20 protein-coding genes and 2 pseudogenes are annotated in these 22441 nt (G+C 46.5%); 5 read left to right on the top strand and 17 right to left on the bottom strand.

The window, feature by feature from the left end; translation table 11 throughout:
• Positions 1–5: 5 nt before the first annotated feature.
• The 4 genes from yidA to M654_RS01120 form a co-directional block, all read right to left on the bottom strand.
• Positions 6–818 carry a sugar-phosphatase gene (yidA, locus tag M654_RS01135; protein WP_026589385.1) on the bottom strand — a complete coding sequence of 271 codons (813 nt, stop codon included), beginning with the start codon at positions 816–818 and terminating at the stop codon, positions 6–8.
• 140 nt (positions 819–958) lie between these two features.
• Positions 959–2008, bottom strand: coding sequence for an iron-containing alcohol dehydrogenase family protein (locus M654_RS01130; protein WP_026589386.1), 1050 nt, complete (start codon positions 2006–2008; stop codon positions 959–961).
• The gene (locus tag M654_RS01125; RefSeq protein ID WP_026589387.1) at positions 2008–2658 is read right to left on the bottom strand and encodes an MtnX-like HAD-IB family phosphatase; all 651 of its coding nucleotides are present in this window, start codon (positions 2656–2658) and stop codon (positions 2008–2010) included. The genes M654_RS01130 and M654_RS01125 overlap by 1 nt, the downstream gene beginning before the upstream one ends.
• 128 nt (positions 2659–2786) lie before the next feature.
• Complete coding sequence (locus M654_RS01120) at positions 2787–3248, bottom strand: DUF3052 family protein (protein WP_026589388.1); 462 nt, start codon at positions 3246–3248, stop codon at positions 2787–2789.
• A 194-nt stretch (positions 3249–3442) separates the two neighbouring features.
• Between M654_RS01120 and M654_RS01115 the strand changes: the two genes are divergently transcribed.
• On the top strand, positions 3443–4375 hold the full coding sequence (locus M654_RS01115; protein ID WP_442858860.1) for an iron-hydroxamate ABC transporter substrate-binding protein: 933 nt from the start codon (positions 3443–3445) through the stop codon (positions 4373–4375).
• A 599-nt stretch (positions 4376–4974) separates the two neighbouring features.
• Entirely contained in the window at positions 4975–5343 is a 369-nt protein-coding gene (locus tag M654_RS01110; protein WP_026589390.1) for a VOC family protein, read from the top strand.
• A gap of 22 nt (positions 5344–5365) precedes the next feature.
• On the opposite strand, the gene M654_RS23735 is transcribed toward M654_RS01110, so the two are convergent.
• From M654_RS23735 to M654_RS01070, 8 genes and pseudogenes are all read right to left on the bottom strand, one after another.
• The gene (locus M654_RS23735) at positions 5366–5515 is read right to left on the bottom strand and encodes a FeoB-associated Cys-rich membrane protein (RefSeq protein WP_026589391.1); all 150 of its coding nucleotides are present in this window, start codon (positions 5513–5515) and stop codon (positions 5366–5368) included.
• Between the two features lie 17 nt (positions 5516–5532).
• Positions 5533–7545 (bottom strand): ferrous iron transport protein B, encoded by a 2013-nt coding sequence (gene feoB / locus M654_RS01100; protein WP_026589392.1) that lies wholly within the window; start codon positions 7543–7545, stop codon positions 5533–5535.
• Positions 7542–7769, bottom strand: coding sequence for a FeoA family protein (locus tag M654_RS01095; protein ID WP_026589393.1), 228 nt, complete (start codon positions 7767–7769; stop codon positions 7542–7544). The genes feoB and M654_RS01095 overlap by 4 nt, the downstream gene beginning before the upstream one ends.
• A 163-nt stretch (positions 7770–7932) precedes the next feature.
• Positions 7933–9007 (bottom strand): annotated as a pseudogene (locus M654_RS01090) (acyltransferase family protein).
• Positions 9008–9155: 148 nt separating this feature from the next.
• Positions 9156–11039, bottom strand: coding sequence for an FtsX-like permease family protein (locus M654_RS01085; RefSeq protein ID WP_026589394.1), 1884 nt, complete (start codon positions 11037–11039; stop codon positions 9156–9158).
• Positions 11014–11778 carry an ABC transporter ATP-binding protein gene (locus tag M654_RS01080; RefSeq protein WP_026589395.1) on the bottom strand — a complete coding sequence of 255 codons (765 nt, stop codon included), beginning with the start codon at positions 11776–11778 and terminating at the stop codon, positions 11014–11016. Before M654_RS01080 ends, M654_RS01085 begins: the two co-directional genes overlap by 26 nt.
• A gap of 91 nt (positions 11779–11869) precedes the next feature.
• The gene (locus M654_RS01075; RefSeq protein WP_026589396.1) at positions 11870–12877 is read right to left on the bottom strand and encodes a sensor histidine kinase; all 1008 of its coding nucleotides are present in this window, start codon (positions 12875–12877) and stop codon (positions 11870–11872) included.
• Positions 12874–13581 (bottom strand): response regulator transcription factor, encoded by a 708-nt coding sequence (locus M654_RS01070; RefSeq protein ID WP_026589397.1) that lies wholly within the window; start codon positions 13579–13581, stop codon positions 12874–12876. Before M654_RS01070 ends, M654_RS01075 begins: the two co-directional genes overlap by 4 nt.
• Positions 13582–13747: 166 nt before the next feature.
• Between M654_RS01070 and M654_RS01065 the strand changes: the two genes are divergently transcribed.
• Positions 13748–14113, top strand: coding sequence for a DUF1093 domain-containing protein (locus M654_RS01065; protein ID WP_026589398.1), 366 nt, complete (start codon positions 13748–13750; stop codon positions 14111–14113).
• Between the two features lie 32 nt (positions 14114–14145).
• Here the strand turns inward: M654_RS01065 and M654_RS01060 are convergent, their stop codons facing one another.
• Positions 14146–15831, bottom strand: coding sequence for a methyl-accepting chemotaxis protein (locus tag M654_RS01060; RefSeq protein ID WP_026589399.1), 1686 nt, complete (start codon positions 15829–15831; stop codon positions 14146–14148).
• A gap of 163 nt (positions 15832–15994) precedes the next feature.
• Positions 15995–17404, bottom strand: coding sequence for an alanine/glycine:cation symporter family protein (locus tag M654_RS01055; protein ID WP_035428697.1), 1410 nt, complete (start codon positions 17402–17404; stop codon positions 15995–15997).
• 301 nt (positions 17405–17705) lie between these two features.
• Here M654_RS01055 and ald point away from each other — a divergent pair, with 301 nt between their 5' ends.
• Both ald and M654_RS01045 read left to right on the top strand, forming a co-directional pair.
• A complete protein-coding gene (gene ald, locus M654_RS01050; RefSeq protein ID WP_026589401.1) occupies positions 17706–18836 on the top strand; it encodes an alanine dehydrogenase in 1131 nt (376 codons plus the stop codon).
• Between the two features lie 149 nt (positions 18837–18985).
• On the top strand, positions 18986–20473 hold the full coding sequence (locus M654_RS01045; RefSeq protein WP_026589402.1) for an alpha/beta hydrolase family protein: 1488 nt from the start codon (positions 18986–18988) through the stop codon (positions 20471–20473).
• Between the two features lie 48 nt (positions 20474–20521).
• Here M654_RS01045 and M654_RS01040 read toward each other — a convergent pair whose 3' ends face one another.
• From M654_RS01040 to M654_RS01035, 3 genes and pseudogenes are all read right to left on the bottom strand, one after another.
• A complete protein-coding gene (locus M654_RS01040; protein ID WP_026589403.1) occupies positions 20522–20914 on the bottom strand; it encodes a hypothetical protein in 393 nt (130 codons plus the stop codon).
• A gap of 31 nt (positions 20915–20945) precedes the next feature.
• Positions 20946–21140 (bottom strand): Ig-like domain-containing protein, encoded by a 195-nt coding sequence (locus tag M654_RS23730; protein ID WP_236251236.1) that lies wholly within the window; start codon positions 21138–21140, stop codon positions 20946–20948.
• 39 nt (positions 21141–21179) lie between these two features.
• Positions 21180–22406: pseudogene (locus tag M654_RS01035) on the bottom strand (arabinogalactan endo-1,4-beta-galactosidase); the annotation flags it as partial.
• Between the last annotated feature and the right edge of the window lie 35 nt (positions 22407–22441).

Genomic DNA, 22441 nt, shown 5'->3' with positions numbered 1-22441 from the left:
CTTTTTTATTTGGACAATACAAGCTCATGAATGGCGTGGGCAACGCCGTTTTCATTATTCGTAAGCGTTTCATAATCGGCCGAAGCTTTTACCTCAGGGATCGCATTCCCCATAGCAACTCCGCATCCCGCCCATTCGATCATGGACATGTCATTTCCGTTGTCTCCAATACAAATCACTTCTTCTTGCGCAATGCCTAATATGTTGGCAAGCTGCTGAACGGCGTTTCCTTTACTTGCGGCAGGATGAAGGATTTCATAAAAAAACGGGGAGCTTTTGACCATCGTGTAGCGCTCCTTGATATCAGCCGGAATAGCGGCGATCGTTCTGTCCAGCTTTTCCGGCACATCAATGTACATCGCTTTTGGCGCCATGATGTCTTCCGGTATCTCCTCCATCGTCCGGAAACGGAGCGGGACTTGGGTGACATATGATTCATATACGGTATACGGACTGATATCCCGATTCGGCGTATAGAGATAAGCCGAATCGAAAAAGTGCATCGGCGTATCCAGCTTTTCGCTGAGCTCATATAGAGATGTGAGATCTTCATAGCCAAGCGTCAGCTCTGAGACAACCTCCTGTGTATTCGTATTTTGAACAAATGCACCGTTATAGGCAATGACATAATCGCCGTCTTCATTTAAATTCAGTTCTTCCAGGTAGCGGCTCACTCCGCCGAGAGGACGCCCTGTGCAAAGGACGATCTTCACGCCTTCCGCTTTCGCCTCTTGAAGCGCATTCCGTACTTCATCTGTTACTTCATGAACGTCATTCAATAATGTTCCATCCATATCGATCGCGATTAGTTTGTACATGTTCCACTCTCCCTGGTTAAATTCGTGACTTCGTTCATGTATCTGGGCCATTTCACCCCTATTTTACCACAGCTGGACACTTTCATTTTTCTTCAAGGCTTGCCCATTAAAAAAACAGTCTCTTTTGAGACTGTTTTCACTTAAAATATGTCCTGGAGAATCGGATCTTCATCAAGCAGGCGGAGCGCTTTTTCGCGATATGCCTCTTCATGCAGGTAAGTGAACCGGTTTGGCTTGATCGTGTGGGAAAGACGGATCGCTTCGCGAAACTCTTGTTTATCAAGCTGAAGTGACTTCACATAATGGAAAAAGCCTGTCCTTGTAAACACCTTTTCCATCCTCTCAGCGCGGTGATTCTGGACATGGGCCATGATGTAGGTGGCGACTCCCACTTGAATGCCGTGCATCTGCGGTTTTTTGGAAATTTTGTCGAGCGCATGGGAGATGAGATGCTCAGAACCGCTGATAGGCGCGCTGTTTCCGCTGATTTCCGTCGCGATGCCGCCCATCGTCAATGAACTGACCAATTCTTTTAAAAAGATCGGCTGTTTAATATCCTGCATCGGCGTTCTGACAAAGCTGTTCACCGCCTTCTTGCTGAGCATGGACGCAAAAGCATTGACATCGCCGACACCGTGCCGTTCTTCAAACTCCCAGTCATAAAGGGCAGTAATATTGGACATCAAGTCGCCGATGCCTGCTAAAATAAAGCATTCCGGCGCCTGTTGAATGATTTTTAAATCGGCAATAATTCCATATGGAACCCGCGCCGGAACCGTCGTTTTTTTCCCTTCAACCTGAAGCGAACAATTGCTGCTCGCAAAACCGTCATTGGATGCCGACGTCGGAATGCTGATAAACGGGATACGCTTGGAAAACGCGATGTATTTTCCGCAATCGACGACATATCCCCCGCCCATGGCAATGATGACATCATCATTCCCAATGGAAAATGCCTGCTCTAAGAGCTCCTTGATGTCCAGGTTTGGAGCCAGCAGAACGGCTTCGATTTCGACCTTTTGAAAAGTCGCTTTTAATGAATGCTTATACTGCTGATAGGAAAAATCGTCAAAAAACATGATCGCCTTTTGAAATTGCTGCTTTTCCAGAATCTCATCCAAACGGCCGAGCACACCTTCGCTAATGTCCAATACAGCGGGAATGGCTATACTGGTAACTTGGCGCGGCATCAGACGATGCGCCCCTTTTCTTTCAAATATTGCTCGATATCTGCAAATGTATCAACTGCTACAAACGGCACACCCTGATCCCGCAAAAGATCTTGAAGCGCATCTTTTGCAAACGTCACATTCGCAAACTTCGCCGGATGGGAGTCCGGTTCACTGTCACCCGCAAAATAAATCGTCTCATACTCTTCTTTCAGCTTCCGGATCACCTTTGATTTATCAATGCCGTAGCGTTCAGAGTAGTGCCAATGGTTTTCATCAATGGTCATATGAACATTGTCTTCTTGGAAAAAGCCTTTGTTTGAATACACCTCGACATCTTTAATGCCGTATTTCTGTAAAATATAATGAATATAATAATCGGTGCCGGCGCTCAGGATGAAAAAGTCGCCCCCGTTTTCCTGGACATGCTGAATGAAGTCTGGCACATACTCGTCAATCGGAATGGAGTGGATGTCATGAATGATGGTTTGTTCGTTTTGATTGATTGAAGCAAAAACGGTGCCGAGAAATTCAATATCTTTCAATTCGCCGGATTTCCACTTCTTATACAATTCACGGCCTTCAGGAAAATATTTATCAATCACCATCCAGTAAAAATCCTGTTTGGAAATCGTCCCATCAAAGTCTGATACAAATGCCCATTTCTTCATGCTGCATACCTCTTTTCTATTTAAAAGATTAGATTCATTATACAGAAAGTTTGTGAAGTGTTGAACATAATAATATTTCTTTTTTGTGTACACAAGATGAACATTATTTTAAAAATGCCTTTTCCTTGTTATGATTCTTTCTCTGTGCGCTGTTTACCTTTTTTCGTTACTGCAAAAGTTCGTTTCATTGTCTTGATGTTTTCCACTTTCCGAAACCTGAGCGCTGACCAATCTTCATCAATGGCGATTTGACGGACGGGCTCATAGCCTTGATCGGCAAGCAGACCGGCTACCGTATCACGGCTGCAGTCTGAATGGTAAGCCTTGGACGATTTTTTCGGATAGCAAAGCCAAAACAAGCCATCCTCCGCCAGATGCTGCTCTGCTTTTATAGCGGAGTCCTGGAGCTTTTCATTTGTCACGCCAAAAACTTGAACAAAGTCATATTTTCCGTCTTCAGCCTGCAGATGGACTTCGCCTTGAAATGCTGCCGTGATGTCACCGTAAGAGTCGGGCGCATTTAAAATGAGCACGGGCTGCCCGCAGTCCTTAAACTGCAATTTTTTGATCACCGGATGTGTTTCTGCCATCTCTTATCAGTCCTTTTTATGTTTATAGTAACAAATTATCCAAAACAGCCGTAATCATACAAAGCAAAAAAGTGATAGACGAATGAGGGCTTTTTTGCTATATTTACTTTGATAATGCGAATCATTATCAACTAGATGCTTTACATACACAGGAGGGTCAAGTGAAAAAACGATCATTTATTATAGGTTTTGTTATGATGTTATGTTTATTGGTCAGCGCATGCAGCAGTGCATCGCAATCAAGCGGAAACAGCGGCAATGAAAAAGCGTCCGAAGAAACGACAAGAACGTACAAGTCGACGCGCGGAGACGTGGAGATCCCGACACATCCAAAACGCATCGTGACAGACCATTACGCCGGTGAATTGTTAACTGTCGGAGCAAATGTGGTCGGTTCAGGTTCATGGAGTTTCACCAATCCGTTTTTGCAGGATAAGCTGAAAGATGTCACCGATCTGGGCGATCCGATCAATGTGGAAAAAGTCATGAAGCTCAAGCCTGATTTAATCGTCGTTATGAAAGATGACAATTACGATAAGCTCTCGAAAATCGCGCCAACCGTTGTGATTCCTTATAACACGGCGAAAAATGTGCAGGAAACGGTGAAGATGTTCGGCGATGTGGCAGGCGCCAAAAAAGAAGCCGACCAATTCCTCGCCGACTTTGAAGAGCAAGCAAAAGCCGCAAGGGAAAAAATCGCCAAGGTGATCGACAAAGACGCCACATTCGGCATTTATGAAAACACGGACAAAGGCAAGCTGTGGGTATTCAACGACAACGGCGGCCGCGGCGGTCAAGCCATTTATAACGCACTCGGCTTAAAAGCGCCGGAAAAAATCGAAAAAGACATTATTCAAACAGGAGAAATGAAAGAAATCTCCATGGAAGTCCTGCCTGAGTATGCCGCCGACTACATGTTCGTCACAGATTATAACCCGAACGGCGACAGCAAAACACTCGACAAACTGAAGGAATCTTCCATCTGGAAAAACTTAGACGCCGTCAAAAACAACCGCGTCTTCATCAATGATTTCGACACCTACTATCCATACGATCCGATCTCTGTCAGCAAGCAAGTTGATTTGATCACGGAGATGCTGGTGAAGCGCGCAGAGGAGAATAAGTAAAAAAAGCTGGGAATCCCAGCTTTTTTTATTGTTTTCTGTCCTGGATGTTCGACAACTTAAAAGCAAAATTAAAGATGAAACAGAAAGGAACGAAGAATAGAATAAACATCAATATTTGATTTAATAATCCTTTCAAAGTAAATGGATATGACATGTCACCAAGGAGAAAAGATAACATCATCCACACGATAAAGATAGGAAACACCGCTTTTAAGCCAAGCCCCCTCTTCTTTCTTAACAAACCTTTACTCACGAGTCTAACAGAATAATAGCCGTTGCCAATGAAAAAAAGATTTCGATATCTCGTATGCAGTCGTGATAAAGATGGAAATAAAGATCAGTGAGAGAAGGAGCACAAACCCTTCCATTCCTATTTTTCGTTCCTGCTCAGCCTTTTGCTGATCTCTCTGACTTCCGCCCACTTTCTACTGTTTTCCATTTACGCCAATAGAAGTCATATTACCAATAAACATCCATGAAAACAATGATTGAACAAGAACACCGCCGCTCCCGTTTCACGTGAAACAAAAACCGAAAAAATCGATATATTGGGATTCATTGTGTAAAATAACAATAATAACAAAAAGGGAGAGATGATGATGGGAATCGAAAAGGTTGGACAAATCGGGGTGCCGGTTCAAGACTTAGAGCGGGCTGCGGCATTTTATCAGGATGTATTGGGCCTGTCCCTTTTATTTCGGACAGATCGCATGGCCTTCTTTGAATGCGGCGGGCTTCGGCTTCTTCTCAGCCTCCCGGAAAAAGACGAATTTGCTCATGCAAGCTCCGTCATTTATTTTCAAGTGGAAGATTTGCCGGCAGTATATGATGAAATCGCAACAAAAGGCGTTTCTTTTCCGATAGAACCGCATATGGTGGCGAAAATGGAGCAAACGGAAACCTGGATGGCTTTCTTTGAAGATACCGAAGGAAATACCCTCGCTTTGATGAGTGAAGTGCAAGTCTAAAAGACAAAAACAGCTGAACACCTCAGCTGTTTTTCACATTCTCACAAGCGGATTGACAAGAACGATTGAGTTCACAGGCGGCGCATTTCCCCTTCCGGCTTCTTTTGACAAGCTTAACAAGCGTCCATGCCGCATAGCCAAAGATGAGCCCCCCGATGATCAGATTAAACAACTCCGCCACATCCTTCCTTATGATAATCCGAGTAATTTCCCGCCCTGATAGATGAGGAACGTGATCGCATAAGCAATCATTAACCCATAAACAATCGACAGGAACATCCATTTTTTCGAGTTCGTTTCTTTTTTAATCACGGCTACCGTTGCCAGGCAAGGAACGTATAGCAGAACGAACGCCATGAATCCGTAGGCGGCCAGCGGTGTAAATTGCTGTGCCATCATGCCTTGCAGCTGGGATTCAGGTACAAAATAAATAATGCTCATGGAAGCGACGACGACTTCTTTTGCTAGAAAGCCTGTTAAGAGCGAGGCGGCGGCCTGCCATGTGCCAAATCCGAGCGGCATCAATAACGGAGCGATCACACCGCCGATCATTGCCAAAAAGCTGTCATCCATGTCAACGCCCGTTCCGCCCGGCCCTGTATAAGATAAAAGCCAAATGAGAACAGATCCGCCAAAAATGTAGGTTCCGGCTTTGCGGACGAATCCTTTTCCTTTTTCCCAAGTCGAGCGCCATAATGTACGGGCTTGAGGCAAACGGTACGGCGGCAGCTCAATCACAAAAAACGATGTTTCTTCTTTCAGCTTCGACGATGACAAAAATTTTGCCAGCACCAATGCCGCAGCGATCCCCAGAACATATAATGACAGCACGACCAGCGCCTGGTGCGCCGCAAAGAAGGCGCCTGCAAACAGCGCATAGACCGGCAGCCTTGCCGAACAAGACATAAAAGGCGTCAGCATGATCGTCAGCAGCCGTTCTTTCGGCTGTTCAACGGTCCGGGCCGCCATAACCCCAGGCACATTGCAGCCAAAGCCGATGATCAGCGGAATAAAGGCTTTGCCGTTTAACCCGATCGCCTCCATCAGCCTGTCCATTACCATCGCCACCCGCGCCATATATCCGGAATCTTCAAGCAGCGAAATAAAGAAGAATAAAATAAAGATTTGCGGTACGAAGACTAAAACACCGCCTACACCGGCAATAATGCCGTCAAGAATCACCGCCTTGATAAACGGACTGGCAGCCATGGCCGTCAATGCTGAAGTCGTCCAATCTGTCACGGGTCCGCCGATCAATCCGTCAAGCGCATCAGACAACGGTACACCGAGCCAGTCAAATGTCAGCATAAACATGAGATACATAAACGCCAAAAAAATCGGAATCCCCAGCACCTTATGTGTCACAATCGCATCCACGCGGTCGGTCAAAGTCTGTTTTTGTCCTGAGCGAAGCTGCACAGAAGATGACAAAGCATGATCGATGTACTGCTCCCTGACATAGTAAATATGCTGATGCAGCGATTTGGCGGCTTCTTCTTGCTTAAGGCGCTCTTCGGCTTCCTGGGAAATGTCTTGTAATCTCGTTCGGTCAGCTGTTGCTTCCAGCTGTTCTTTCATTTTTGAGTTGCCCTCTAAATATTGCAGGGCCATCCAGCGCTTCGGCACGCCGGAGCGGTCCGGAATGACGGCTTCAATCCGGGTGATCGCTTGTTCCAGTGTACCGCCGTAGTTGATCATCAGCGGCTTTGGCGGCTCCCCTTTGCTTGCTGACAGATGGCGGCTCAGCTCATCACACCCTTTGCCGCTACGAGCCACAATTGGGATGACCGAAACGCCAAGCGCTTCCGACAATTTCTCATGGTTGATCAACATGCCGCGCTGTCTGGCTACATCCGTCATGTTTAAACCGATCGTGAGTGGCTGTCCAAATTCAAGCAGCTGAACCGTCAAATGCAAATTGCGCTTCAGCTGTGATGCATCGACAATATTTAATATTTCTGTAAACGATTCCTTCAATAAAAAGTCGGTGACGACCCCTTCATCACGCGATAGAGGGCTTAACGTATAAACTCCCGGGAGGTCGATCATCATTCCTTTTGTATGGCGGAGCATTCCCACTTTTTTCTCTACGGTCACTCCGCTCCAGTTTCCTACGTATTCATAGGAACCTGTTAATGCATTAAACAGCGATGTTTTACCTGTATTCGGATTCCCGAAAAGTGCGATTTCCTGACGGGTCATAGTTTTTCAACCCTTATCTTTTTTGCATCCTGCAGCCGGATGCCGACCGACTGCCCGCCTGTCTCAAACATGAACGGGCCGCCAAACGGCAGCTTCCGCTTGATGCAGATTTCAGCATTTTCTTTCATGCCGAGATGAATAAGCCGGCGCTGAACCAATTCATTGACCTCTGAAAAATCTATCATTCTTGCTCTCTCTTTTTGTTTTAAATCGGCTAAAACCATCATCGATGCCTCCGTCTGAAAATGATAATCGTTATCATACTATGATTATAGGTAATAAGTTTCCTTTTCACCAAACGAACATATGTCAAAATCAGAACAATTTTTCCAATCAAAAAAGCGAAAGATCAGCTCCGGGTATTTTTCCGGCTCTGATCTTTCCCCCCTAGCCTGCATGGTGCTGCACTTTTGGCTCTGTTCTCTGCCGCTTCGGCTGATATATTTTTCCGACAAACATATATCCATATTTCAATTTATTGACAGACCAGGACACGAAAATGGCTGCACCTGTGCCGCCAAAGAAAAGCAGCGCCACAGCCGGCACCGGACTGATGCTGTTGATCCCGCTTAAGACGGCCATTCCGATAATCAGAAAAAAAGCGTGCAGTAAATAAATAGAGAAAGAATAGTTGCTGATGAACATGATTAGTCTCGGCACTGCAGTCAGCTTTGAAAACAGATGGAAGCATAGGAAAATGATGCTTATTGAGTAAAATAAAATATCCGGGCGCTTGGATGTAATCGCGATGTTTTCGCTGAAATAGGATATCGCAACGATTGACACGGCCGTGACAACAGCCGCGGTATATACCGCATACCGGTAGGGCCAAAAAGCGCTTGTAGTCTTTCCCGCAATAATAGGCCAAACAAAAATAGAACAGCCACCCGGGAAACGGCACCCATGAAAACGGAAACGAGGCCTGCTCCTGTACGACGGGCGGGTTGATAAACGTAAAATAGCATAAGTAGGCGGTGTTGACCGCAAAAGAAACGGAAAGCACCCATTTCGGTGATGCCTTTTGCAAAAAAGAGTGGAAGCACATATGCAAAAGATAAAATTGAAAGATCACGAGAATAAAATAGCCAATGAAATTCCCGAGAAAAATGTTGGCCAAAAGCTTTTGAACAATCGCTGCTGCATGAAACTGCTCCATCATCAGACCCGCCGTTAAAAACGCATCGAGAACGGCAATAAATAGAAAAGGGATAAAGATCGTTTTAAACCTCTTCTTTAAAAAACCTTCCGGAACACCGTCGGAATAAGCATGGGACAATAAAAATTCAGAAATGAATATAAACGCCGGCGTGCTGAACATCAGCAGGGTCCGAAAAGACTCAATGACACGAACTGTATCCCCGAGCATTTCTTCCTGGAGAAACATCACCATCGATATCGCATGAAGCAAAACCACGCTTAAACAGGAGATACAACGAAGTACAAAAATTTCTTTCACTTGCACAACTACCACTCCTCTTTCAAATTTGAAATAATATCAAATTAACATAATCATCCAAATAAGGGAAGAGGCGAAGTGCTTAGGCATGTTTATTCACCTTGAGTCAGCCGTTTGCAAGAAAAAAAGATTAGACAGCTGTCTAATCTTTTGGCTAAATTGCCGCTTTAATCTGCTTCGTATAGTAGAAGCGGACAATGAAAAAGTAGAACACCTGGATCGCAAAAAAGATCCCGAGAACCATTGCCGATTCCTTGAAAAGATTATAACGGAACGCATGTGATAAAGCGGTGAGCGCAACCGCTCCATGGACCAGGGCGACAACGATCGGCGCAAAGAAAAGGATGCCGATTTGTCTGCTCAGTACTTTTTTGAGCTCGCGGTCTGTCAGACCCATCTTCGAAATGGACTTGAACTTCTGTTTATCATCGTCAAGATCTGTATAAAGACGGAAGTAAAGGAAGCTGCCTGCGGAAACGAAAAAGACGATGCCGATAAACAATCCTACGAATAAGATGGGGCCATACCCTCTACTGATATCATATACCTCATAATCGACAGCAACGAACTGAAAAGGATCTAATTTTTTCGCCAGCTTCTCTCCGGCTTCAATCACTTGCCTGTCATTTTTGTCCTGAGCCTGCCATGCATAGAACCATGTTTCCCTTTTTGGTTTTCTCAGCTTCTGATAGTCGCTGTCTGTCACAACGTAATAAGAGCCTGTTTCAGGCAATGCCTTTGATCGAACGACTTGATCAGCGTGAATCTTTCTCTCCGGGGTAAGGGTGATCGGCTGCTTAAGCAAATCACTTCCCCCGCGGTCTTCTCGTTCGTCAAATTCGACTGCCGCGGCTTTTCCTTCTTGAAGCTTGATTTGCTCCGCACCGATAAGGACAGCGAACCGGTTATAATCGGATTGCTTGGCGATCAGCACGCTTTCGCCGTTGATTTCGAAGTACTTTAGTAACGCTTCGGCTTTTTCTGTTTGAATGTTCTTCTCTTTCAATGTTTCATCAATGAACACGACATCTTTTTCAGTGTTTTTGTTATTTTCCCCGGCACTATACGTGAATGTATTGGGGTTCATTTTTTTCATCCCGCCGGTCAAAAGGGTTTGAAAACCGTATAACGTGCCGATGGCGCTGAACGCGACGGTCGATATGATGGCCACCATAAAAAACGTCCGCGCATTGTCTTTCATCCGGAAAGAAAGGTCGGAAAATAAAATCATGTTCGTTTTCCGCCAAAACAAGCTCTCCCGCTTTTTAAGCCGGCGAATGACAAATACGCTCAACTGTGTAAACAGCAAATATGTTCCGAGAATGACGACAATTGTCACCGGAAGCATCGCTATAAAAACGCCGTTTCCCTTTGCAGCCAAAGCGACATAATAGCCTGAAGCCAACAACAAAGCCGCAAGCAGCGTCAGCAGGACGGATGCCTTCGGCTCGCCTTTTGACTTCTGATTTCCTTTCAGCAAATGGATCAACTTTTCACTGCGCAGCACAAATGATACGAGAAAAGAAATGAATAAAAACAGAGCAGTAAAGGATATAAACGTGACAATGATCGCCAAAAGCGGAAAATAAAAATTGAGCTTGTTTTCAATAATCAGCACATTTTCGGCTGCAAGCAGGATTAATTTTGCAAATACAAGTCCAAGGACAATCCCGCCAATCGTCGCAAAAAAGCCAATCAACATATTTTCCAAAAATACCATCGTGCGGATCTGGCGCATCGACATCCCCTGAATCATTAAAACGCCGAATTCCTTTCTTCTCGATTGCAGGAATGAGCTCATCGAGTACAATACAAAGAAAAAAGAAAAGACAAAGATAATGCCGCGGGCTACAGAGAGACCTCCGGACGCCTTCTGTCCCATGCCGGTGCTGAGGGAATCCCCGCCAAGAGCCGGATGGAATGCAAATATCGCAAATGTAAAAAACACCATCACCGTGAACATGCTGCTGAGAAAATAAGCGGCATAAAGCCTTTTGTTGCGAATGACGTTGTTAAACGCGAACTGACGAAAGGTCATGTGCATCCCCTCCCAGCAAAGAAAGCGTGTCGAGAATCTTTTGGAAAAAGGCCTGACGGTTATCGCCGCGGCTCATTTCCGAATACAGCTTTCCGTCTTTAATAAAGACGACCCGGTTGCAGAAGCTGGCCGCTTGAGGATCGTGCGTGACGAGCAGCATTGTCGTCTTCTCATTCCGGTTGATTGATTCAAGCATTTCCATGACATCTTTTGATGACTTCGAATCAAGATTTCCCGTCGGTTCATCGGCAAGCAGAAGCTTCGGCGAATGAATCATCGCTCTGGCTACGGCAGCCCGCTGCGCCTGTCCTCCTGATATCTCGAATGTGCGCTTTTTCATGATGTGCGTGATGCCGAGTTTTTCGGCTAAAGCGTGCGCTTTCCGCTTCATCTCTTTGACCTTTTCTCCATCCAATGTCAACGGCAGGACGATGTTTTCTTCCACCGTTAATGTAGGCAAAAGGTTAAAGTCCTGAAAAACAAATCCAAGCTCTCTCCTGCGGAACTTGGCCAGCTTTTCTTTTTTAAGCAAATGCGGATTTTTCCCGTTGATCAGGATTTCTCCTGTCGTCGGTTCATCGATGGTCGCAATCATATTTAACAGGGTCGTTTTACCGCTTCCGGAAGGACCCATGATGCCGACAAATTCCCCTTCCTCAATCGTCAGGTTAATATCGGTTAACGCACGGTATGCGATTTTTCCTTCATAAATTTTACTTGCTTGTTTGACATGAAGCATCACAAGATCTCCTTTCACATTTCACTTTCGATCTGTGACCAGTTTATCGAAACGGACGGATAGCCAGCTATCGATTATTCTTTCACTTTCATTACATCGATGTAAGGTTTTGCGTCTGTGTGAAGATCGTGCGAACCGTCGTACCCTTCCCTTCCTCTGACTCGAGTTCAAGCCGATGGCCGAGCTGGTCGGCCGCCGTTTTTGCCAGGTAGAGGCCCATGCCCGTCGATTCTCTGAATTTACGGCCGTTTTCCCCTGTGAAGAACGGATCGAATACGCGGTTTTGATCTATTTTCGGGATGCCGGCACCGAAGTCTGTCACTTCCAATACCGCTTCACCGTCTTTTTCATCAAGCGAAATGATGATGGTATTGTTTTTTCCCGCCGAATATTTCACCGCATTATGAATGAACTGAGTCAGCATGAAAAACAGCCACTTTTCGTCCGTTTCGACAATAATGCCTTGCCTTTGCTCCTGAAACTTAGGATACACCTGATTGCGAATATAAAACCGCTTGTTTTCCTGATTGACCTCATGGACAATATCGGCCAACACAACCGGTTTAACGTGGAAATCCTGTTCGATTGTACGCAGGCGGGCCATATAGAGGATGGTATTCAGCCCGGTTTTGATTCGCTCCGTCTCCTCGCGGATGCTTGATGATTCCGGTTCATCCAAATTTTGCGCCGTCAGCTCAATCACAGACAGCGGCGTTTTCATCTGGTGAACCCATTGATCCATAAAGGTCAGATGTTCTTTCTTTCCGCGCTCCAGTTCCTTCAATTCATGTCGATAATGTCTGTACTGGCTTTTCAGCAGCTGTTCAAGCGCTTCTCCCAGAGGAGACAGGGGCTGACTCGTTTTTTGAAAGGTGTCATCCAGTGACGCGAGGGTGCTGCCAAGGCGCTGATAAAAGGTGCGGCGCGTATAGTAGTGATAGACAAGGTAGCTTCCCAAAAGGAAAAAACCGAGAAAAACGGCATACAAAGCAGGCCTGATGTGTCGGTATCCATCAAGCCAGTAGACGAGCAGCATCACGAAAAACTGGAGCGCCTGTACGGCGATCAATAGATAGTGTTCTTTGAAAAAAAGCTTCATTCCTCTCCCGCCTTTACCCATGATACATTCAGGCGGTAGCCGGCGCCTCTTACGGTTTCCACCGCATCATCAATATCAAGCTCCTGAAATTTTTTGCGGACGCGGGCTATATTGACATTGAGCGTATTTTCATCAACATATGCCTGATCATCCCACAGCTTGGCCAGCAAATCTTCCCGGCCCGAAATCCGCGGGTGCCGCTCCATTAAGCTTTCGATAATATCGGCTTCTTTTTTTGTTAAAGATGCCGTTTTGCCTGCAAAACTCAATTCGAGCCGTTCCGGAAACAGCCGCAGCCCCTCTTTTTCAAGCATCCGCTCCTCGGATTTTGCCGCATATTCCCCGTAAGCGCGGCGAAGCTGGCTGCGGATTTTCGCCATGACAATCTCGGAGTGAAACGGCTTCGTAATAAAGTCATCCCCGCCGTTTTCCAAAGCCATCACCTGATCCATTTCACCCGTACGCGCCGAAATAAACAGCACAGGGCAAATCGATTCCCGGCGTATTTGCCGGCACCAATAATAGCCGTCAAAGCTCGGCAGATTAATATCAAGCAGCACAAGATCAGGCTGTTCGCTTCTGAACTGGTCCATGATATGGTCAAAATCCTCGACGACAGTGACATGATATCCGTATTTAACAATGTGGGTTCTTAATAAATCCGCAATCTTCGGATCATCTTCAACGATCATGATGTTTTGCATTGTCTGTCTCTCCTTTGTTTGGCTATATTATGACATGAAGCTGTCTCTTTCACAAAACCGGCCAACCTTACAATCGTGTAAGGAAACTGTCATATGAATCCATTTCTTCTGCTTTACTTTTTTTATAAAATTGTGCCAGACAACGCTGAAAGAGGAGTAAAGTGCCATGAAAAAACCGAATGCAAAATGGCTGGCTGCGGTTCTCATCGCCGTCGCTGCGGTGTTTGCATTGCAAAAGCTGACGGGCGGTCTTGTCCCGATAGCCGATGAGGTGATCCAAAGCATGCAGCAGCATGAATACTACGCAAAAACGACGGAGAACGCGGTAACATTCAAGAATGGCAAATATGTCTATCAGCTCACCGGATTTGATGCAGGCGGAAACGGACAGCCATTCAAAACAGAGCTCGACCATAAGCTGCACCCGGGCGCATATTTGAAAATCAAAGCCAGGGGGACAAAGGAAAGCCGCATGTTTGAAATCAAAAAAGAGGCGGTGCCTGAAGGGGCTTTGGCCAAACTGGAATCATGAAAATCCCCACCTTGGGAGATGGGGATTTTGGTTTAATATTTAAAACGATTGATCACCGTTTGCAGCTCTTCAGCCAATTGCGACAATGATTCTGCTGCATATGAGATTTCCTCCATGGAAGCAAGCTGTTCCTGCGTTGAAGCAGCAACGGTGTTTGTGCCGTCTGACGTTTCTTTTGTGCCAGCCGCCAATGTCTGAACCGTATTCTGGATCACTTCGACACCTGATGTCAGCTGTTGCGTGGACGCTGCCACTTCTTGTATTTGCGAAGCAACCTGTTCCACCAGATTGAGAATTTCATTGAAATTCCCGGTTGTTTCCCTTGAAAGAGCAATACCCGAGCTGACGTTCTCTTGTACAACTTTAATATTATTGACCGTTTCCACCGATTCATTTTGGATGGTTGATACCAATGCTTGTATGTGAGTGGCCGATTGATTTGTTTCATCCGCCAATTTTCTTACTTCTTCCGCCACAACGGCAAACCCTTTTCCTTGTTCTCCGGCTCTGGCCGCCTCGATCGCCGCATTCAGCGCCAGCAAGTTCGTCTGCTCGGAAATATCTGTGATCAAAGAAGAAATATCTCTGATCTCGGCAGTGCTTGCCACCAATGCCTTAAGGCCGTTTCCGGCCGAATTGACGGATTTGTCAATGAAATTCATTTGATCCAGCATTTTATGGACGGATTCAGAACCGATTTCTGCTTTGTCTTTCATCGAAGAAGAAAGGTCCGCGATGCTGCCTGTATTTGCAGCGACAGAGGAAAGGCGCTCCAACAATTCATTAATCGATTCCGAGCTTTTTTCGGTCATGGCGCTTTGCTGCGTATTACTGTCGGCGATCGTCTGCATCGCTTCGGAAATATGTTCGGAGGTTGACTTTGATTCTTCCGCGCTCGCAGACAATTCTTCCGATGAGGCTGCGACCTGTTCAGACGAGCTGCTGATCTGCTTGACAATTTGTGTTAATGAGTCGACAAAAGCATTGAACGAATGGGCCAGCTGACCGAATTCATCTTTATTTTTGACAATGACTTTTTTCGTCAAGTCCGCTTCTCCATGCGCAATGTCCTCCAGCTGCTTGTTAAGGCTTCTGAGCGGCACCATAATCGACTTCAAGAGCAATAGGCTCAGGATCACGCCTAAAATGGCTGATACACCTGTAATCGTGATGAAGAACCACTCGCTCATTTTCCCATTATCGCGAATTTCAGCTTTTAAGTCTTTGACATCCTCGTCAAGGCTGTCCACCAGTTTATTGACAGACGGATCCAATACTTCTTTTCGCAGCGATCTTTCTTCACCGAAGTGGATGGATTCTGCTTTCTTCGGACTTGAATCATAAGTTTGCAGTACTTGTTGATTTAAAGCCCAATAATCCGTAAAGTTTTGTTTAATTTCTTCCACATTCGCTTCATATTTTTCATCATGAATCAGGCCTTTGACCCTGTCGAGACTTTTTAAGACATCATCGGCCTTCTCCTTCATTCCATCGCCATATTCCTTATCACCGGTAATGATAAAACCTCTTTCATCATTTGATAATCCAGTCAACCGATATTGGATGTGCTTGACCTCTTTTTGGAACTCCATTTTGTCCTTCAGCACTTCATTCTTGCCGACCGTCGAAGAGATCACCAAAACGGAGGAAACGCCAATTCCAATGATTGAAATGACTAAAATCGAGATGATCCCCAGCAATTTCGTTTTCACTTTCATCGTATTTATCCTTCCTTATCTATGTCATAAAAAAATGTCCTGAAACAAACTTACGTCCCTATTATCGACATTATTCGTCAAATTTTGAGGTCATTTGTGAACAGACTGATCGCGGTTTTTTCAGGACAAAAAAGGTTCTGCCGGGTGAGCAGAACCTTTTGAATCAATGAATTTGTCTTTCTATGGAATGGACATTTTGATAGAAATGATGAAAATAATCATTTGTTTCCGCTACAATCACTTTCCATAATAGAAGAATGGCGATTAAATTCGGAATCATCATCAGCGCGTTGGCCATATCGGCAAATGCCCATACTGTGACAAGGTTGGCGACCGTTCCTATTCCGCAGGCGAGTATATAAACGAGGCGGTATCCTGCGATTCCCTTAGGACCGGCCAGGTACTCGAAGCACTTTTCACCATATACATACCAGCCGACAATCGTCGAAAAACCAAAGAAGATAACGGAAAGCGAGACGATATACTCTCCGGCTGCTCCCAGAACAGAGCCGAACGCTGCGCTTGTCAATGCCCCGCCCTCCAGGGTGCCGTCATGGGGAACGCCGGAAATCAATCCGCCGGAAGGGTCCCAGAAACCGGTAATGAGCAGGGTTAAACCGGTCATCGTACACACCACGATCGTGACAATAAACGTACCGGTCATGGCGACAAGCGCTTGTTTCACCGGGTGATCGGCTCTGGCATTGCCTGCGATCAATGCTGCTGTACCAAGACCCGCCTCATTTGAAAAAATACCGCGGGACACACCGTTGCGAATCGCTTCAGATACGGCAATTCCAAGAAAACCGCCGGTCGCCGCTACAGGGTGGAACGCATAATCAAAAATCAGTTCAAAAGCCGGCACGATCCTATCGTAGTTCAAAATCAGGATCAAGATCGCCCCGCCCATATACAAGAATGCCATGATCGGCACAAAGAAGCTGGCAACGGTGCTGATCCGCTGAATGCCGCCGAAAATAATCACGCTGACAAGAATGACTAAAATCAACCCTGTCACCCAGTTGGCCATGCCAAAGCTGTTTTGTGTCACATCGGCGATTGTGTTGGATTGCACACTGTTTCCTATTCCTAAAGCGGCAAAGGCGCCAAACAGGGCAAAAGCGACCGCCAGCCCTTTAAACTTGCGGCCGAGCCCGCGTTCAATATAATACATCGGCCCGCTTGAATATTCGCCCTTATCATTTTTGACGCGGTACTTGACGGCGAGCAACGCTTCCCCATACTTCGTCGCCATCCCTAACAAACCGACAATCCACATCCAAAAGATTGAACCCGGGCCGCCTAGTGTCAAAGCAGTTGCCACACCGGCGATATTGCCGTTTCCAATTGTGGCAGCGAGCGCTGTCATAAGCGCTTTAAAATGACTGACATCGCCTTCAGCAGCCGCATCCTTGGCGTCTTCTTTTCCAAACCCTATCTTAAACGCATAGATCAGGCGGCGAAATTGCAGTCCTTTTAAAACAATCGTTAAAAATAAGCCTGTCCCAAATAATAAAATTAAACTGGGCGGCCCCCATAATACATGATTAATCTTTCCTAGTATCTCTAACATATCCAAACGACTCACTCCTGACAAAGATAGCGCTTTCATATCGCATGAGATATTCTATCATAATGAAAAATCGTTATGTTTGTGAAACAACACAAAATGTAAGCGATTACATTTGTTTTTTTAACAAAACGATTTTTTCTAGTAAAATATTTTTAAAAAAAATGGACACAGATCTGTCATTGTTCACGAATTTGTTAAATTTCACAAAAAAGCGCTTTCATTTTTAATTTTCCGCACGATGTTCTTCCCGATGCAGAGAATTATACTAGCGGTAGAATCATATTTTAGGGAGGAAGACATCATGATCATTGGGATTCCAAAGGAAATTAAAAATAATGAAAACCGTGTAGCCATTACCCCTGCCGGCGTTGTCGCCCTGGCCGAAAACGGTCATCAGATCTTAATAGAACAAGGCGCCGGAATTGGGAGCGGATTTGAGGATGCCGACTATTCAGCTGCCGGAGCAGCGATCATCCCCGAAGCCAAAGATGTATGGGCGAAAGCGGAAATGATCATGAAGGTGAAAGAACCGATCAGCTCTGAGTACGGCTACTTCCGCAAAGGATTAATCCTATTCACATACCTTCATCTTGCTGCCGAACCGCAGCTTGCCAAAGCGCTCGTCGAAAGCGGTGTCACGGCCATCGCATATGAAACGGTCCAAGTTAATGGAACGCTTCCGCTCCTGACGCCGATGAGTGAAGTGGCGGGACGGATGGCGTCACAAATCGGAGCCCAATTTCTTGAGAAATCAAAAGGCGGCAAAGGCATTCTCTTATCCGGTGTACCGGGTGTCAAACGCGGCAAAGTCACGATCATCGGCGGCGGTGCGGTGGGAACAAACGCTGCTAAAATCGCCGTCGGCCTCGGCGCTGACGTCACACTGATCGACCTGAGCGCAGAGCGGCTGCGCCAGCTCGACGACATGTTCGGCAAGGACATCCAAACGCTGATGTCCAATCCGCTCAATATCGCAGAAGCGGTCAAAGAGTCAGATCTTGTGATCGGCGCGGTATTAATTCCGGGAGCAAAAGCGCCAAAGCTTGTCACAGAAGAAATGATCAAGTCCATGTCGCCGGGCTCAGTTGTCGTGGATGTTGCAATTGACCAGGGCGGAATCATTGAGACGGTCGACAAAATCACGACACATGACAACCCGACCTATACAACACACGGTGTCGTCCATTATGCCGTTGCAAATATGCCCGGCGCCGTTCCGCGCACATCAACGATCGGCTTAACAAACGTCACCATTCCTTACGCCATGCAGATCGCCGGCAAAGGTGTTGAAAAAGCGATTGCCGAGAATGAGGCGCTGACTCGCGGTGTCAACGTGGCGAACGGAAGCATCACATATGAAGCGGTCGCCCGCGATCTTGGATACGAATACACCTCTGTAGAGGATGCGCTTCGGCAAACAGCGGCTGTGTAAACCCATCCCTCCCCATCGATTTGATGGAGAGGGTTTTTTCCGTTTAAGTGACAACATTGTCACCGGGATGTAAGGAAAATCGATAGTACAAAAGCAGCCGTATGGGATAAGGTGGCACTATAAAAATTTCTCCGAGGGAGGATATGACTTTGAGACTGTTTGAAGTGCTGCTGCTTTTGTCGAACACAGGTGTATTGTTGTCCGGTTTTTTTAGAAAGAAACAGCGCAGGATTGCGATTATCATTGGAAGCGGAATTGCCCTGCTTTTCCTGGTCATACACTGGGCGACCGAAGGGTTGCGGGTGCAGCTGCTTTTCCCATATGCCCTGACGGTTCTGTTCTTTGTCGGTTCCATTTATGGATGTTTTAAAAAAAATGCTTTTCGAAATATCCCCCGTCACATTTACGTGCTGTGTACTGTCATGCTTATGCTGACCGCGGGCTTCTTGTATGCTTTTCCCGTTTTTCAACTTCCGAAGCCGACGGGTGAATATCAGGTAGGAACACAGACTTTTCACTTTGTCGATTCTGACAGAGATGAGATTTTTGATGAAGTGAAAGAAGGCAAACGGGAGTTGATGGTACAAGTGTGGTACCCGGCAAAACATGCCGATGGAAGACCCGCTCCGTTTATGGAAGGCTCCGTGCTGAAGGAGGAACCGCTCTCGAAAACGCTCAGCCTTCCATCCATCGTGACCAACTATTTGACATACATTCAGAGCCATTCCTATGAAGGGGCCGAGATTGCCGATAACAGCCGTTCTTATCCGCTCATCATCTTAAACCACGGCTACAAGTCATCGCGGTTTTTTCATACTTCACAAGCTGAAAACCTTGCCAGCCATGGCTATATCGTCGCCTCCATCGACCATACATACAGCGCTTTTGCCACCGCATTTCCCGATGGAAGGATGGCCCCGATGAAAACAGATGAATATTTGATCGCTGAAAAAAACTACCGCGACAAGGTAGGGAAGGTTTGGACAGACGATATCAAATTCGTTCTCGACCAGTTCGAACGAATCAATGCCGGGAACCTTCCCACCCGCTTGAAAGGGAGTGTCGATATGAACCATATCGGCGTCTTTGGCCACTCCTTCGGCGGAGCCGCTTCATACGACGCCTCTTATGACAGCAGAGTCACAGCGGGCATTGACCTTGACGGCGGCCTGTACCGCTACCATAACCGTCCGGGTTCAACCAAACCTTTTCTGTTTATGTTCTCTGAAAGCACATTTGACCGCTTTAATAAAGTCAGACAGAAATACGTCTATACTGATAAAGAATTAAAAACAATGGGGGCAACAAGAGAAGAAATCGCTAAGGAGACAAAAGACGCCGAAGCTGAGATCGCCCATTTTCAAAACGCCGGCAAGTACGGCGGCCACATTCTGTATGTCAAAGGAATGGAACACTACAACTTTGCCGATGTCCAGTTTTTCACCCCCTTTCTCCGACAGACCGGAATGACAGGACAAATCGATCCGCTAAGAGCGGCTTCCATCGTCAACGCCTATACCTTAAGCTTTTTTGACAAACATTTAAAAAACAAAAGCGGTCGGCTGCTTGAAGGGCCGGCTGACGAGTTTCCCGAAGTGAAATTTGCCGATACGCTGTTTGATGGGAGAAAGCAATGAAAAAGATGCCCAGATTTTGTGTCTGGGCATTACTTTTATTTTTCCCTGTCATCTTGCTTTTTGATACAATACAAAATCGTCAATACTCCCCCACGCGCCCGGCCCCGCTGTCACGCTTACACCAATCGTCACCGCCCCGTCTTTCACAAGGATCTCCGAAATCTCAGGGTTCTTCCAGTTTCCCCAGCCATTCACGGCAGCGGCAGCTCGATATTCTTGGCCGCTTGTTTTCGCAAAAAGATATAGTTCCGCACCTTCAGCGTTCCCGCCTTGCAAAAACGCCGAAAGCTGATATGTCCCCCGCTTCAACCCGGTAATCGTCTGTTCTGCTTTGAAATCGACTCTGTCATCCGAGAAAAAATGAAGTGAAGCATTTCCCGACTTGGCGTCTGCGGAATTTTCCAGGTAGTCGGTGTGAGGGGAAGCGCCGTTCCCGTCCACATGCTGCTGTCATGCTCTTCAAAGCCAGGATTCAGCACAAGATTTTCAGGTGAGCCAAAACGGTCTTTCCGCCTTTGACAACACCTTCGATCACATATTCTCCAACACCTTTTTTGATGGCCCGTTTCAACGCTTTTTGATCCCATGTCACAACGGCGCTTCCCTCGTCTCCGTTATTGTAGGTGACCTTTACCGATTCAGGCAGAGAAATGTTCCCGCCTGACACTGCGTTTATCGAAACGTCTTTGATCTCGTCAATTGAAAGGCGCGCCACCGCACCTGTATCGACGTATTGAAAGACGTTGAGAGAGGGCAATGGACGACCGTTGAAATCAAATAATGCCTGATTGTCTACAGCACTTCCGCCAAACCACTTTCCGGCGTCTTCGGGATCATATTCGGCGGCATAGCTTGTGGCCCAGCCCGAGCCATATGTTTCCCACAGCGTTTTATTTTTTTGGAGCTGATGAGCCGGGCCGACAGGAATCCATGCCGGCTCCCAATAAAAAACGCCAATCCCCGCGTCCCCAACATCAGCAACCGCTTGAATCACATCTCTCACCGCATGCGCCTGCCCTTGAACGGTGACCGGGTAATGTAACGTTTGGCCCGAATCTTTTGGTGCCGTGTTTTCATGGCCATCCCCGTCCTCGGCTGTATACGTATAGGAGGTCTCCGCAACCATCACCTTTTTACCGTAATGGTCGGCCACATGTTTCAGCACCGATGTTAAATTGGCTAGTGTCCCATGCCAAAATGGATAATACGAGCTTGAAAAAACGTCATAGTCTACACCGTTGCGGTCAAGGGTTTCAGCGATTGCTTCATACCGCCCCGGCGTTTCGGGATTGGTAAAGTGAAGAGCCACCAAAACATTTGAATCCACGTCTCTGACCGCTCTGCTCCCTTCATTAAACAATTCGCACATCTTTGACCAGTCTTTTTCACCGGCCATCCCCCCGTTTGTCTCATTGCCAACCTGGACCATGCCAATATCGATTCCCTCTTTTCGCATCGTCTCCAGGCTTTCTTTTGTATATTGGTAGAGCGCCCGTTTTTTATCTTCAAAGCTTAAGTTCGCCCATGCCTTCGGGGCCTTCTGTTTGGCCGGGTCAGCCCAGAAATCGGAGTAATGGAAATCGACCAGCAGTTTCATGCCGTTGGCCGTCGCCCGTTTTCCGATTTGAACGGCCTTCTCAAGATCGCTGTTGCCCCCTCCATAGCCGTGTCCTTTTCTATCATATGGATCATGCCAGACACGCACCCGCACATAATTGACGCCCGCTTCTTGAAGGGTCTTAAATATGTCCTGTTGTTTACCGGACTCATTGTAAAATTCCACGCCGCTTTGTTCTAAAGCGATCACACTGGAGACATCAACTCCTTTTATAAAATCCTTGTCGATCCCGTCTACTTTTTTTACAAAAATATCAGCTTTTACCGGTGCAGAAGCAGCCCCGGCTTCAGCCGGTCGTTCGCCTAACACGACCATCAGTGCGCAAAAAACAGCCAGCAATGTTGGGTACC

The sequence above is a fragment of the Bacillus sp. NSP9.1 genome (assembly GCF_000465465.2).
Classification (GTDB): Bacteria; Bacillota; Bacilli; order Bacillales; family Bacillaceae; genus Bacillus; species Bacillus sonorensis_A.
The sequence above is the reverse complement of the archived record's forward strand: the minus strand, read 5'-3'. Positions and strand labels throughout refer to the sequence as shown.